This is a genomic window from Pseudomonas fluvialis, from assembly GCF_002835605.1.
In the GTDB taxonomy this organism is placed as follows: Bacteria; Pseudomonadota; Gammaproteobacteria; order Pseudomonadales; family Pseudomonadaceae; genus Aquipseudomonas; species Aquipseudomonas fluvialis.
On sequence record NZ_PIYS01000009.1, the window covers coordinates 1 to 12,469 of the forward strand.

Below are 12,469 nucleotides of genomic sequence, written 5' to 3' on the forward strand. Positions count from 1 at the left end.
TCACTTAAGCGGAGCAGCCTTTCGATCCACTGGATAACGGGTCTTTGAGATCTTCACCGTCCTTGGTCTTGATGGCCTTGGACGGTGATCCAGAAACAGCCCACCGATTCCTGCTCTCAGCTCCGACAATCGTGTTCCTGTTGCTGAAATCGGGTTGGCCGCCGCCATCACGATCAATTGCACGGCGATGTATTGAGCTACTGGTTTGAAGCGGATGTCGCCCGGAGAGCGGCCGAAGGCGACGGCTGCCTGACCGGCTTCGCGGCGGATGATGTTGTAGGCCAACAACAAGCCCCAGACCTCCTGGTAGACCAGCTCCGTTACCTTGCTGCGCAGGGTCATCGCATTCTGCTGCAGAGAGCTTTTGATATCCCGGAAGCCCAGCTCGATCTCCCAGCGCTCCTGATACAGCTTGGCGATGGTCTTGGCGCTGTAAGTATCCGCAGGCAGCGAGGTGAGCACTGTCTTGATCTTGTCCTTCACGGCGTAGCTGACTTCACGTACCTCCCAGTGCGTCGGCAGGTCGGGGTTGCGCTTTCGTGCCTGTGCCGACACCTTCATGCGCAGCAAACGATCGCCCTTGCCGTAACGAGCGACTTCCTCGCCAACCAGCCCTTGGCGGGCCGGAATCAGCCAGTGCCGGCTTTCCCCTGCGGCGCCCAGGCGCAACAGCAAGTCGGCACTCCAGAAGCCCTTATCGAACAGCGTCACCGACTGATTGGGAATCTGCTGCATAAACTCATCGGCCAAGCGCATCTCACTGCGCCGGTAGGGACTCACCTGCGCATCCAGAATCAGGTGCGAGCGCACGTTCATCAGGGCTACCAGTCGCAGCATGGGAAACGGCGTCTGGCGCTCGGTGGAGGTATTGCCGGAGCCGAAATGCTCTCGGAGTTCAGGCGTGTCTGGGGTGCGCAGGAGTGCGCCATCCACGGCCAATACTTGCAGGCCCTGCCAGGTATCGCCCTCATAGCGCTCGCAACCCCACTGGTTACCCGTCTGACGAAACAGCCACTCAACCGGATCGGCACCCAATCGTTTACGCGCCTCGGTGACACCGCTTCGGGCCAGCAGGTCGTGAGAGGCCAGCCCCTGGGCACAGATATTCAGGCGTCGTGCGACCTCATGCACCGGCTCGTCACGGAACAAGGCCATGCCAAGCACCAGCCAGAGCACCTGATCGCTGGGCAGACGCCGCCGCCTTATGGTGGCCTGGGCGGACAAGTCCAGAGCGGATGCCACCCACTCGATCGGGATGTTTTGGGTGAAGGTGCTCAGATCCGAGAAGTTGAACAGTTCACCTAAGTCGAGCAGTTGCTGTTGCAGAGACATAAAAAATCCGATGCCAGGGACCTGACATCGGATTTTCGGGGAAGCCCCGTCAGGGCTCAAATGCTTAAGTGAACAGCATTACGCCGCTATGGCGGGTTTGTTGTTTTTGCGCGGTGGGTTTTGTGCGCTGTGGGCAATGCGATGCGTTATGATCTTTGCCCTGGTCGCTGGCATTGCGTTGTTTGGGAGTCGGTATGCTGCGAAGCTTTTTATCGTGTGCGGGTGTCCTGTTTTTCTTGCTGGCGGGGCCTGCCTGGAGTGCTGGAAGCTGCGAACGTCTGGTAGCAACGGGTAATCCTGAGTATCCGCCATACCTGTGGCGCAATCCGGATAATCCGGCGCAGCTGATGGGCGCAAATGCCGAGCTGCTCAAGCGCATCGGTCGCGCTCTCGATATTGAAGTCGACGTTATCTACACCGGCTCCTGGGCGCGAGCTCAGGACGAGGCGCGTAGCGGGCGGGTAGATATGCTGGCCGGTGCCTTCGTGACGCAGGCGCGTGTTGAATATATGGACTACGTACACCCGCCGTTCCTGCATACCGACAGCGTGGTCTGGGTGCGGCGTGGCCAGGAGCTGTTCTACGCTGGCCGCCAGGATCTGCAGGGACTCAAGGGCGGTACCCTGGTCAATAACAGCTTTGGCGAGGATTTTGATCGATATGCTCAGCAGCACTTGAGTATTGAGGCCGTACCGAGTATTGCCCAGGCGATGCGCAAGCTGCTGCTCGGGCGTACCGACTATGTGCTGTATGAGCAGTACCCCGGCACGGCCATTGCGCAGAGTCTGGGGTTTGCCGAGGAGCTGGACGTGTTGCAGCCGGCCATTTCCAGTGAGGGCCTGCACTTCACGCTTTCACACAATTCGGCCTGCAATACCGCGCGCCTGCGCGGGCAGCTGGCACGCAGCCTGATGGAGTTGCGTGCCTCCGGTGTCGCCGAGCGCGTGCTGCAAGACAGCCTGGCGTTGTGGCAGTCCCAGCAGGTGCAGCAGGACTCGCTGTTGCTTGAATGAATCTGACTACGACGGGTGAACGACATGCGCATTGAAACAAAGGGGCTGCTCATGCTCGGCCTGTTGGCTTTGCTGTCGGGCTGCGCTCATGATCCGGCCCCCCTTGAGCAACTGCGCCTGAGCGAGCAAGCCTTGCAGCAGGCGTATGACGCGGGCGTGCCAGCCACTGCCCGCGCTCTGCAATTGGCTGAACAGAAGCTGGCGCGTGCGCGCAAGAACATGGCTGAAGAAGACTTCAAACGGGCGCGTGTCTTGGCTGAGCAGGCCGAGCTGGATGCGCGACTTGCGCAAGCGCAACAACTGTCGGTGCAGAGTGAGGCTGAACTGGACGTCCTGTTGCTGCAGTTGCAGCGCCTGCGCAAACAGCTGAGTGAGGTGAACTGATGCGTGTCCTGTTTTGCTCGATGGTGCTGCTGTTGGCCGGCTGTGCGAGTCCTCAGCATAGCGAGGAGGCTTTGGTGCCGGCCCGTGAGGCGTTCCAGCAGGTCAAAAGTGATCCGCAGGTTTTACAGTACGCGGCCAAGGATGTGCTGCGTGCCGGCGAGTCACTGGCGCGCGCCGAGCGCCTGGCAGGTTATTGGGGGAGTGCTGGCGATGTGCAGCATTTTGCCTATTTGAGCCAGGCTTACAGCGCTATTGCCCGCGAGCATACCCAGCAGGCCTTGAATCGCCAGCGTTTGCAGCGGTTGCAGGGTGAGCGCGAGCGACTGCAGTTGTCCTTGCGCGAGGCGCGCCTGCTCAGCGTCCAGCAGCATAGTCAGTGGCTTGAAGATCAGGTGCTTAGCCTGCAGACGGAAGGTGGTGAGCGCGGCCTGGTATTGAGTTTTGCCGATATGGCTTTCGATACGGGGCGTGCTGAGCTGAAGGCGGTGGCGAGTCGTACCTTGTTGAAGATTGTCCAGCTGCTGCAGCTCAATCCGGCGCGTGTCGTGAGGGTTGAAGGCTATAGTGACAGCCTGGGTAACAAGGCGCTGAATATGCAGTTGTCACAGCAGCGAGCGCAGGCGGTAGCTGATGCGCTGGTTGACTTGGGTATCCGCCGCGAGCGCGTCGAGGTCGTGGGTTACGGCGAGGCTTATCCGTTGAGCGAAAACGCTTCGGCACGCGGACGGGCACAAAATCGACGGGTTGAGGTGGTGTTCTCCGATGAGCGCGGACGCCTGCCACCTGCACGGCCCTGATGCTTATGCAGGTGGCGGGTTGCTTGCTTAGCGGTATTCGCAGAGGTAGGCGGTATCTACGGCAACCTGCAGCTGGAATTTGCTGTCAGCTGGCACATTGAACTGACTGCCAGCTGCAAAGGTTTGCCACTGCTCGCTACCGGGCAGTTTGACGGTCAGCGCGCCGCTGACTACATGCATGACTTCCGCTTGGCTGGTGCCGAATTCGTATTCGCCAGGGGCCATGACGCCAATGGTGGCAGGGCCTTCATGCTGAGTGAAGGCGATGGATTTGACTGTGCCGCCGAAATACTCGTTGACCTTGAACATCTGGCATCCTCTTGGGGGGTGAAAAAAGGAGCGCCAGTATGCCCAAGGCTCGCGTCAGCGTCACTAAGGCGTGCCCGTCTCGATATGGCCTGGTAGGCGGCAATAGTTGAGCAGGCGGGCGGTGTTGCGTGCATCGTCGAGTGCGCGGTGTTGTTGGCCGCAGAACTGTAGGCCGGCGTGTTGCAGGGCTCGCCTGAGGCCAACCTGTCTGCCTAGTCGCTGTTGTCTGGCATAGTGCTTTTTCAGATTGTGGTGCGGCAGATGCAGTAGGCTGCTTTGCGCATGCTCCTGGGAAGCTTGCAGATGCCACTGGCGGCGATCGTAGTCACCCCAGCTGCACCAGCCCAGTACTGTGCGCGTCTGGCTGGCCAGCCACTCGTCAAGCGCTTGGCTAGCCTGGGCAAAGCCTGCGGCGTTGTTCAGCTGATATTGTTCTATCTGCGTCAATTGTCTACAGAAGTCGGTCAGTTGCGGATGGCGAACGGGCCGTACGAAATGCTGCCACTGGCTGATTTCTTCGCCGCCGCAGGTTACCAGCACGGCACCAATCTCGATAATTTCCATCTCTTCCAGGGGCCAGCCACCCTCGTCGGTGGTGGCTTCCAGATCAATGACCAGCCAGGCGGGCATCGCTCGCTCCTTGCGTGCTACAGGATGAAAGCTGGCAGTATGCGGGCCTTTCGAGGGCCTGCAAAGGCTTGCTACTGTGCGCGCTGGTGCATTCAAGGAGTATGGATATGAACGTGGCATTCATTGGCTTGGGGGTGATGGGCTATCCCATGGCGGGGCATTTGCAGCGCCAGGGGCATCGCGTCAGGGTGTACAACCGCACACCGGCCAAGGCTTTGCAGTGGTCTGCGGAGTATGCCGGTGACTGTGCCGATACGCCGCGCCAGGCAGCGCAGGGTGCCGAGTTGGTGATGTGTTGCGTGGGTAATGATGAAGACTTGCGTCAAGTCTTGCTGGGCGAGCAGGGCGCTTTTTCCGGTATGTCGCCGGGATCCGTGCTGGTTGATCACACCACCGCTTCGGCTGACGTGGCGCGGGAGTTGGCGATACAGGCAGCCGAGCGTGAGTTGGGGTTCATTGATGCCCCGGTGTCAGGCGGTCAGGCGGGAGCAATCAATGGCCAGTTGACCGTCATGGTTGGCGGTGAAGCCTTGTGGTTCGCACGAGCTGAGCCGGTCATGGCCTGCTACGCACGGCGGGTGCAACACATGGGGCCGGTGGGTAGCGGGCAGTTGACCAAAATGGTCAACCAGATTTGCATCGGCGGCCTGCTTCAGGGACTGGCCGAAGCGCTGCATTTTGCACAATGTGCCGGGCTGGACGGCGAGGCAGCGATGGCTGTGATCAGCCAGGGGGCTGCGCAATCCTGGCAGTTGGAGAATCGGCACAAGACGATGCTGGAGGGGCGCTTCGATTTCGGTTTTGCCGTGGACTGGATGCGCAAGGATCTGGCTATTGTGCTTGATGAGGCGCGACGCAATGGCGCGCAGCTACCAGTCACTGCGCTGGTTGATCAGTTCTATGCCGATGTCCAGCGCCTGGGTGGAGGGCGCTGGGATACTTCCAGCCTGATTGCCCGCTTACATGCGCCCTTAGCTGCGGAAGATGAAATACACGGCACCCAGCAAGCATAGTCCGGCCCACAGGTAGTCCAGCTTGAGAGGTTGTTGCATATACAGCACGCTGAAGGGCACGAAAATCGCCAGGGTGATCACTTCCTGCATGATCTTCAGCTGGCCGACCGACAGCACGGTATAGCCGATACGGTTGGCGGGGACCATCAGCAGGTATTCAAATAGCGCGATCCCCCAACTGAGGAGAGCGGCAATCAACCAGGGCTTGCTGTTCAGTGTCTTCAGATGACCGTACCAGGCGAATGTCATGAAAACATTGGAGAGGCACAGCAGGGCAGCGGTTTGCATCCACACAGGCATGGTCGACGGCTCATTGGAAAATTGCTGCGCAGCCTAATCCTTGCTGTTGTTGCCGCCAAGGGGCTGTATTTACAGTGACGCCAGGCTGGTTAAAATGCCCGCCGACCGCTGCAAGGGCGGTCGTCCAGGCCGCTTGCGAGGTGTTCATGCAGTGTCGAGCCGGTTGCGGTGCCTGTTGCATCGCGCCTTCCATTTCATCGCCGATGCCCGGTATGCCTCAGGGCAAGCCTGCGGGGCAGCGTTGCCTACATCTTGCTGGCGACAACCGTTGCGCCTTGTTTGGCAAACCCGAACGACCAGCCGTCTGCCTGGACTTTGCCGCTGATCCACAGGTATGTGGAAGCTCTCGGGATGATGCGGTACGGATCCTCGGCTGGCTGGAAGAGGCGACTCAACCACTGGCTTCCTGAGTGGGCGCAGTATCCTGCTCCTGCGCGAACTGTCACAGAATCCGTCGCTGCATGCTGACTGCGTTTGACGGTCGGTCAGCTTTGTCTAGGGTCTCAGTGGCAACCCGGCTGTGGTTGCATTGACACTGTCTATTCAAAGGAACTGATCATGAAAAAAGCACTTGTAGCCTCCTTGTTGTTCTCTTGCCTGTCGTTCTCCAGCCTGGCTGTGCAGGCTGCGGAAAGCATGGCACCGACTGCGCTGCCTGCGGCCAGCCAGGCAGAAGTAGCCGGGTTGATTGACGTGAATAGCGCGGATGCGGCGACCTTGCAGCGTGAGTTGGTAGGTATTGGTGCGGTCAAGGCTCAGGCTATCGTCGATTACCGTCAGGCGCACGGAGCGTTTCAGTCGGTTGAAGAATTGCTTGAGGTCAAGGGGATCGGGGTAGCGACGCTGGAGAAGAATCGCGCTCGCTTGAGCGTTAGCCCCTGAAGGTGAGTGCGCGTCTGCAGAAAAGGGTCGGCCTGTGCCGGCCCTTTTTCCGTGATAAGGGGGTTGCACAAAGCACTGTATGGATATACAGTTATTTCCAGGCGATGCTCGTATACGAAGCGAGCTTAATCTAGCTGGAGAGGAGTGCAGACCATGTTGTTTGTTGAAACCCTGGTAGAAAACACCCTGGCTTTGGCCATTTTTGCAGGTGCTTTGCTGGGCCTGGCTCGTCTGGCCTACGGCGGAAAGTATTACTGAAACGTGCTGCAGGCGAAAAGCGTGGGGCAAAGGAAGGAGCGGCCGGGTGATATGCCGCGGGCAATAAAAAACCCGATCCTGAGATCGGGTTTGAATTTGGCTCCGCGACCTGGACTCGAACCAGGGACCCAATGATTAACAGTCATTTGCTCTACCGACTGAGCTATCGCGGAACAACGGTGCGTATCCTACTGATTGCTAAGGAGAAGTCAACACCTGTGAAGACCTCTCCGGGTTTTTCAGAGGACTTTTACGATGGCTTCGGTAACTGCGCGAATATTGCCGCTGTTCAGTGCTGCCACGCAGATGCGTCCCGTGCCCACGGCATAGATGCCGAACTCGCTTTTCAGGCGTTCTACTTGTTCTTGCGTCAGGCCGGAGTAGGAGAACATGCCGCGCTGGCGGGCCACAAAGGCGAAGTCGCGTTTGGCGCCGAGACTGGCCAGTTGTTCAACCATGGTTGTACGCATGTCGCGAATGCGCTCGCGCATCTCGGCCAATTCCTGCTCCCACATGGCACGTAGTTCCTTGCTGTTGAGTACATTGCCAACCACAGTGGCGCCGTGAGTGGGTGGGTTCGAGTAGTTGGTACGGATGACGCGCTTGACCTGGGAGAGCACGCGGGTGCTTTCTTCCTGGGAGTCGGTGACGATGGACAGGGCACCGACACGCTCGCCATACAGTGAGAAGGATTTGGAGAACGAGCTGGATACCAGGAAGTTCAGGCCGGATTCGGCGAACAGGCGCACAGCGAACGCATCTTCGTCGATGCCATCGCCAAAGCCCTGGTAGGCAATATCGAGAAAGGGTACGTGTTCGCGCTCGCGCAGAACCTCCAGTACGGCTTTCCAGTCATCCAGCTCGAGGTCGACGCCGGTCGGATTATGGCAGCAGGCGTGCAAGACGACGATGGAGCGTGCCGGCAGGGCGCGCAGGTCGTCGAGCATGCCTTGCCGATCGACGCCCTGGCTGGCGGCATCGTAATAACGGTAGTTGTGTACCGGGAAGCCGGCTGATTCAAACAGTGCGCGGTGATTCTCCCAGCTGGGGTTACTGATCGCCACGCAGGCCTCGGGGAGCAGGCGCTTGAGGAAGTCCGCGCCAATCTTCAGTGCGCCGGTACCGCCCAGTGACTGGGTAGTGATCACGCGGCCCGCCTGCAGCAGCGCGGCATCCTGGCCAAACAGCAGTTTCTGCACGGCACTGTCGTAGCTGGCGATGCCTTCGATCGGCAGGTAACCCCGCGGTGCATGCGCCTGGATCCGTGCCTGCTCGGCTGCCGCTACGGCGCGCAACAGTGGAATGCGGCCTTCATCGGTGAAGTAGACACCCACGCCAAGGTTGACCTTGCTGCTGCGGGGATCGGCGTTGAATGCTTCATTCAGACCCAGGATGGGATCGCGCGGTGCCATTTCGACGGCAGAGAAGAGGCTCATGATGCGGCTCGAACTCTAGGAGGGCTGGTGGGTCCCGGCCATTGCAGGCTGGGGCTGGACGAATCGGGGCGCTAGTATAGCGACCCTGTGCGCCGCCGCCCATGGAAAGATCGCCGCATAAGGCGTGCAATGCATGGGTGGTTTGCCCCGTTAAGACGAGCCGCGTGAGGCGACGTCACAGCTATTTTTCCGAGGTGTCTATGGCGGCATTCGAACTGGTGACCCGTTATACCCCAGCTGGCGATCAGCCCGAGGCGATCCGCCAGATGGTCGAAGGCCTGGAGGCAGGGCTTTCTCACCAGACCCTGCTGGGTGTCACTGGCTCAGGCAAGACTTTCAGCATCGCCAACGTGATTGCCCAGGTACAGCGCCCCACCCTGGTGCTGGCGCCCAACAAGACGCTGGCGGCGCAGCTGTATGGCGAGTTCAAGAGCTTTTTTCCGCATAACGCCGTGGAGTATTTCGTTTCCTACTACGACTACTACCAGCCCGAAGCCTATGTGCCGTCCTCGGATACCTTTATCGAGAAGGACGCCTCGATCAACGACCATATCGAGCAGATGCGTTTGTCGGCAACCAAGGCGTTGTTGGAGCGCGAGGATGCCATCATCGTCTGTACGGTATCGTCCATCTATGGCCTGGGTGACCCGCAGGCTTATCTGAAAATGGTCCTGCATCTGGATCGTGGCGATCGTATCGATCAGCGTGAGCTGTTGCGCCGCCTGGCCAGCCTGCAGTACAGCCGCAATGACATGGATTTTGCCCGGGCCAGTTTTCGCGTGCGTGGTGACGTCATCGATATCTACCCGGCGGAGTCCGATCTGGAAGCCATTCGTGTCGAGCTGTTCGATGACGAGGTGGAGAGCATCAGTGCCTTCGATCCGCTGACCGGTGAGGTGCTGCAGAAGCTGCCGCGTTTCACCTTCTACCCGAAAAGCCACTACGTCACGCCGCGCGAGACCCTGCTGGAGGCTGTCGAGCAGATCAAGATCGAACTGAAGCAGCGCCTTGACTACCTGCGCGGGGAAAACAAGCTGGTGGCCGCCGAGCGTCTGGAGCAGCGCACGCGCTTCGACCTGGAGATGATTCTCGAGCTGGGTTACTGCAACGGCATCGAAAACTACTCGCGCTACCTGTCCGGGCGCGGGCCGGGCCTGCCGCCGCCAACCCTCTACGACTACCTGCCGGCCAATGCCTTGCTGGTAATCGATGAGTCGCACGTTTCGGTGCCGCAGGTCGGGGCGATGTACAAAGGCGACCGTTCGCGCAAGGAAACACTGGTCGAGTACGGTTTTCGCCTGCCTTCGGCGCTGGATAATCGGCCCCTGCGTTTTGAGGAGTGGGAGGCCATCAGTCCGCAGACCATCTTTGTCTCGGCCACCCCAGGGCCTTACGAGGCGGCGCACAGTGGACGTGTCATCGAACAGGTGGTGCGCCCGACCGGGCTGGTAGACCCGCAGATCGAGGTGCGTCCCGCGCGTAGCCAGGTTGATGACCTGCTTTCCGAAATACGTTTGCGGGTGGCAGCCGAGGAGCGGGTGTTGGTGACCACGCTGACCAAACGCATGGCTGAGGATCTCACCGACTACCTGTCCGATCACGATGTACGGGTGCGTTACCTGCACTCGGATATCGATACCGTGGAGCGGGTGGAGATTATCCGCGACCTGCGTACCGGGGTGTTCGATGTGTTGGTTGGCATCAACCTGTTGCGCGAGGGGCTGGATATGCCTGAAGTCTCGCTCGTGGCCATTCTCGATGCGGACAAGGAGGGCTTTCTGCGCAGCGAGCGCTCGCTGATCCAGACCATCGGTCGCGCCGCACGCAATCTGCATGGCAAGGCCATCCTGTATGCCGATCAGATGACCGGTTCGATGCAGCGGGCGATTGACGAAACCGAACGGCGCCGCGCCAAGCAGCTGGCCTTCAATGCCGAGCACGGCATCGTGCCGAAAGGCGTCAAGAAGGACATCCGTGACATCCTCGAGGGTGCCGTAGTGCCGGGAGCACGCAGCAACAAGCGCAAGGCTCAGGCGCGTGCCGCAGAAGAAACGGCGCGTTACGAGGCGCAGTTGCGTTCACCGGCGGAGCTGAACAAGCGTATCCGCCAATTGGAAGAACAGATGTATCAGTCGGCCCGTGAACTGCAATTTGAAGAGGCTGCGCAGTTGCGTGATGAGATCCAGGCACTGCGCGAGCGCCTGCTGGCCCTCTGAGCCGGTAGAGCGGGGCGGCTGCGCCCTGTTAACATCAGCCTGTTTTTACTCCTGCTTCGGCAGCCTGTTTCGAGAGTCCCCATGACCACCGTCCGTACCCGTATCGCGCCATCGCCCACCGGCGATCCGCATGTTGGCACTGCCTACATTGCCCTGTTCAACCTGTGCTTTGCTCGCCAGCACGGCGGCCAGTTCATCCTGCGTATCGAAGATACCGACCAGCTGCGCTCGTCGCGCGAGTCCGAGCAGCAGATATTCGATGCCCTGCGCTGGCTGGGTATCGAATGGGACGAGGGGCCGGATGTGGGCGGGCCGCACGGCCCGTATCGGCAAAGCGAGCGGGGCCACATCTACAAGAAGTATTCGGATGAGCTGGTTGCCAAAGGTCATGCCTTCCCCTGCTTCTGCTCCGCTGAACGTCTCGATCAGGTGCGTGCCGAGCAGCAGGCACGCAAGGAAACCCCGCGCTATGACGGGCACTGCATGCATCTGTCGGCAGAGGAAGCAGAGCAGCGCATCGCCGCCGGCGAGTCGCACGTGGTGCGCATGAAGGTGCCCAGTGAGGGTGTCTGCGTGGTGCCTGACCTGTTGCGTGGTGCGGTGGAAATTCCCTGGGACCGCATGGATATGCAGGTCTTGATGAAGGCCGACGGCCTGCCCACCTACTTCCTGGCCAATGTGGTCGATGACCACCTGATGGGCATTACCCATGTGCTGCGTGGCGAGGAGTGGCTGCCTTCGGCGCCCAAGCTGATCAAGCTGTACGAATACTTCGGCTGGGAGCAGCCGCAGCTGGTCTACATGCCGCTGCTACGCAATCCCGACAAGTCCAAGCTGTCCAAGCGCAAGAACCCCACCAGCATTACCTTTTACGAGCGCATGGGCTTTCTGCCGGAGGCCATGCTCAACTACCTGGGGCGCATGGGCTGGTCGATGCCGGACGAGCGCGAAAAGTTTTCCCTGGCCGAAATGATTGAGCATTTCGACATCCAGCGGGTGTCCCTGGGGGGGCCGATCTTCGATCTGGAGAAACTCTCCTGGCTCAATGGCCAATGGTTGCGTGAACTGCCGGTCGAGCGTTTTGCCGCCGAAGTGCAGCAGTGGGCGCTCAATCCGCAGTACCTGATGAAGATCGCGCCGCATGTGCAGGGCCGCATCGAAACGTTCAGCCAGCTGGCACCGTTGGCTGCGATGTTCTTCATGGGGGGGGTGCCACTGCAGGCCAGCCTGTTCGAGCACAAGAAACTGCAGGCCGATCAGGTACGTTTGCTGTTGCAACTGATCCTCTGGAAGCTCGAGGCATTGCGCCAGTGGAACAAGGACAACATCACCGCAATCATCCAGCAGGTGGCCGAGCATCAGGGGCTCAAGCTGCGTGATGTCATGCCGTTGATCTTCCCGGCCATCACCGGACAGGCCAGCTCGGTATCGGTTCTCGACGCCATGGAAATCCTCGGCCCGGATCTTTCGCGTTTCCGTCTGCGTCAGGCCGTGGAGTTGCTTGGTAGTCCTTCGAAGAAGGAAAGCAAGGAGTGGGAGAAGCTACTGGCCGAGCTGAAGTGATTACACGGCGGGCCTGGCCTTGCGCCAGGCTCTTGGGGTAAGTGGTTGTTCTGTCTGCAAAAAAAAATGCGGGCCGAATAAAAATTGTGTTGACAGGGCGGCGGGGCGCGCCTAACATGCGCCCCGTCCTCGAGATGGGGCTATAGCTCAGCTGGGAGAGCGCTTGCATGGCATGCAAGAGGTCGACGGTTCGATCCCGTCTAGCTCCACCAATCTCGACTCCTCACGGAGTGGCGCAATCGTTAAGGCGGTTGTGACAAAGAAGGGTTCTGCGTCCCCTTCGTCTAGTGGCCTAGGACACCGCCCTTTCACGGCGGTAACAGGGGTTCGAGTCCC

General features: G+C 59.8%; 13 protein-coding genes and 2 tRNA genes. 9 read left to right on the plus strand and 6 right to left on the minus strand.

The window, feature by feature from the left end; genetic code table 11:
- Nucleotides 1-1,332: an IS4 family transposase gene (locus CW360_RS06525; protein WP_170307333.1), complete on the minus strand. Its 1,332-nt coding sequence runs from the start codon at nt 1,330-1,332 to the stop codon at nt 1-3.
- Nucleotides 1,333-1,526: 194 nt separating this feature from the next.
- On the opposite strand from CW360_RS06525, the gene CW360_RS06530 reads away from it, so the two are divergent.
- From CW360_RS06530 to CW360_RS06540, 3 genes are read left to right on the plus strand one after another with little or no spacing between them, the layout of a single operon-like run.
- A complete protein-coding gene (locus tag CW360_RS06530; protein ID WP_101193144.1) occupies nt 1,527-2,345 on the plus strand; it encodes a substrate-binding periplasmic protein in 819 nt (272 codons plus the stop codon).
- 30 nt (nt 2,346-2,375) lie between these two features.
- Nucleotides 2,376-2,729, plus strand: coding sequence for a DUF4398 domain-containing protein (locus tag CW360_RS06535; RefSeq protein ID WP_101193185.1), 354 nt, complete (start codon nt 2,376-2,378; stop codon nt 2,727-2,729).
- Nucleotides 2,729-3,526, plus strand: a complete 798-nt coding sequence (locus tag CW360_RS06540) for an OmpA family protein (protein ID WP_101193145.1) — start codon at nt 2,729-2,731, stop codon at nt 3,524-3,526. Before CW360_RS06535 ends, CW360_RS06540 begins: the two co-directional genes overlap by 1 nt.
- A 27-nt stretch (nt 3,527-3,553) precedes the next feature.
- Here the strand turns inward: CW360_RS06540 and ppnP are convergent, their stop codons facing one another.
- Together ppnP and CW360_RS06550 are read right to left on the minus strand one after the other, a co-directional pair.
- Complete coding sequence (gene ppnP, locus CW360_RS06545; protein ID WP_093987158.1) at nt 3,554-3,835, minus strand: pyrimidine/purine nucleoside phosphorylase; 282 nt, start codon at nt 3,833-3,835, stop codon at nt 3,554-3,556.
- A gap of 63 nt (nt 3,836-3,898) precedes the next feature.
- Complete coding sequence (locus CW360_RS06550) at nt 3,899-4,465, minus strand: 3'-5' exonuclease (protein WP_101193146.1); 567 nt, start codon at nt 4,463-4,465, stop codon at nt 3,899-3,901.
- A gap of 107 nt (nt 4,466-4,572) precedes the next feature.
- On the opposite strand from CW360_RS06550, the gene CW360_RS06555 reads away from it, so the two are divergent.
- Nucleotides 4,573-5,478, plus strand: a complete 906-nt coding sequence (locus CW360_RS06555; RefSeq protein WP_101193147.1) for an NAD(P)-dependent oxidoreductase — start codon at nt 4,573-4,575, stop codon at nt 5,476-5,478.
- On the opposite strand, the gene CW360_RS06560 is transcribed toward CW360_RS06555, so the two are convergent.
- Complete coding sequence (locus CW360_RS06560) at nt 5,437-5,778, minus strand: DMT family protein (RefSeq protein WP_101193148.1); 342 nt, start codon at nt 5,776-5,778, stop codon at nt 5,437-5,439. The genes CW360_RS06555 and CW360_RS06560 overlap by 42 nt on opposite strands.
- Before the next feature lie 146 nt (nt 5,779-5,924).
- On the opposite strand from CW360_RS06560, the gene CW360_RS17055 reads away from it, so the two are divergent.
- Complete coding sequence (locus CW360_RS17055; RefSeq protein WP_101193149.1) at nt 5,925-6,188, plus strand: YkgJ family cysteine cluster protein; 264 nt, start codon at nt 5,925-5,927, stop codon at nt 6,186-6,188.
- A 148-nt stretch (nt 6,189-6,336) separates the two neighbouring features.
- The gene (locus CW360_RS06570; RefSeq protein WP_101193150.1) at nt 6,337-6,660 is read left to right on the plus strand and encodes a ComEA family DNA-binding protein; all 324 of its coding nucleotides are present in this window, start codon (nt 6,337-6,339) and stop codon (nt 6,658-6,660) included.
- 355 nt (nt 6,661-7,015) lie between these two features.
- Here CW360_RS06570 and CW360_RS06575 read toward each other — a convergent pair.
- Both CW360_RS06575 and CW360_RS06580 read right to left on the minus strand, forming a co-directional pair.
- A tRNA-Asn gene (locus CW360_RS06575) sits at nt 7,016-7,091 on the minus strand.
- 66 nt (nt 7,092-7,157) lie between these two features.
- Complete coding sequence (locus tag CW360_RS06580; RefSeq protein ID WP_101193151.1) at nt 7,158-8,354, minus strand: amino acid aminotransferase; 1,197 nt, start codon at nt 8,352-8,354, stop codon at nt 7,158-7,160.
- A 200-nt stretch (nt 8,355-8,554) separates the two neighbouring features.
- Between CW360_RS06580 and uvrB the strand changes: the two genes are divergently transcribed.
- From uvrB to CW360_RS06595, 3 genes are all read left to right on the plus strand, one after another.
- The gene (gene uvrB / locus CW360_RS06585) at nt 8,555-10,570 is read left to right on the plus strand and encodes an excinuclease ABC subunit UvrB (RefSeq protein WP_101193152.1); all 2,016 of its coding nucleotides are present in this window, start codon (nt 8,555-8,557) and stop codon (nt 10,568-10,570) included.
- Nucleotides 10,571-10,651: 81 nt separating this feature from the next.
- A complete protein-coding gene (gene gltX, locus CW360_RS06590) occupies nt 10,652-12,133 on the plus strand; it encodes a glutamate--tRNA ligase (protein WP_101193153.1) in 1,482 nt (493 codons plus the stop codon).
- Between the two features lie 136 nt (nt 12,134-12,269).
- Nucleotides 12,270-12,345 (plus strand) — tRNA-Ala (locus CW360_RS06595).
- Nucleotides 12,346-12,469: the final 124 nt, after the last annotated feature.

What these genes read in the sequence shown, in the direction of transcription:
- CW360_RS06530 (WP_101193144.1), top strand. Translation starts at nt 1,527, where the DNA reads ATGCTGCGAAGCTTTTTATCGTGTGCGGGTGTCCTGTTTTTCTTGCTG.
- ppnP (WP_093987158.1), bottom strand. Translation starts at nt 3,835, where the DNA reads ATGTTCAAGGTCAACGAGTATTTCGGCGGCACAGTCAAATCCATCGCC.
- CW360_RS06570 (WP_101193150.1), top strand. Translation starts at nt 6,337, where the DNA reads ATGAAAAAAGCACTTGTAGCCTCCTTGTTGTTCTCTTGCCTGTCGTTC.
- CW360_RS06560 (WP_101193148.1), bottom strand. Translation starts at nt 5,778, where the DNA reads ATGCCTGTGTGGATGCAAACCGCTGCCCTGCTGTGCCTCTCCAATGTT.
- CW360_RS06550 (WP_101193146.1), bottom strand. Translation starts at nt 4,465, where the DNA reads ATGCCCGCCTGGCTGGTCATTGATCTGGAAGCCACCACCGACGAGGGT.
- CW360_RS06540 (WP_101193145.1), top strand. Translation starts at nt 2,729, where the DNA reads ATGCGTGTCCTGTTTTGCTCGATGGTGCTGCTGTTGGCCGGCTGTGCG.
- CW360_RS06555 (WP_101193147.1), top strand. Translation starts at nt 4,573, where the DNA reads ATGAACGTGGCATTCATTGGCTTGGGGGTGATGGGCTATCCCATGGCG.
- CW360_RS06580 (WP_101193151.1), bottom strand. Translation starts at nt 8,354, where the DNA reads ATGAGCCTCTTCTCTGCCGTCGAAATGGCACCGCGCGATCCCATCCTG.
- uvrB (WP_101193152.1), top strand. Translation starts at nt 8,555, where the DNA reads ATGGCGGCATTCGAACTGGTGACCCGTTATACCCCAGCTGGCGATCAG.
- CW360_RS06525 (WP_170307333.1), bottom strand. Translation starts at nt 1,332, where the DNA reads ATGTCTCTGCAACAGCAACTGCTCGACTTAGGTGAACTGTTCAACTTC.
- gltX (WP_101193153.1), top strand. Translation starts at nt 10,652, where the DNA reads ATGACCACCGTCCGTACCCGTATCGCGCCATCGCCCACCGGCGATCCG.
- CW360_RS17055 (WP_101193149.1), top strand. Translation starts at nt 5,925, where the DNA reads ATGCAGTGTCGAGCCGGTTGCGGTGCCTGTTGCATCGCGCCTTCCATT.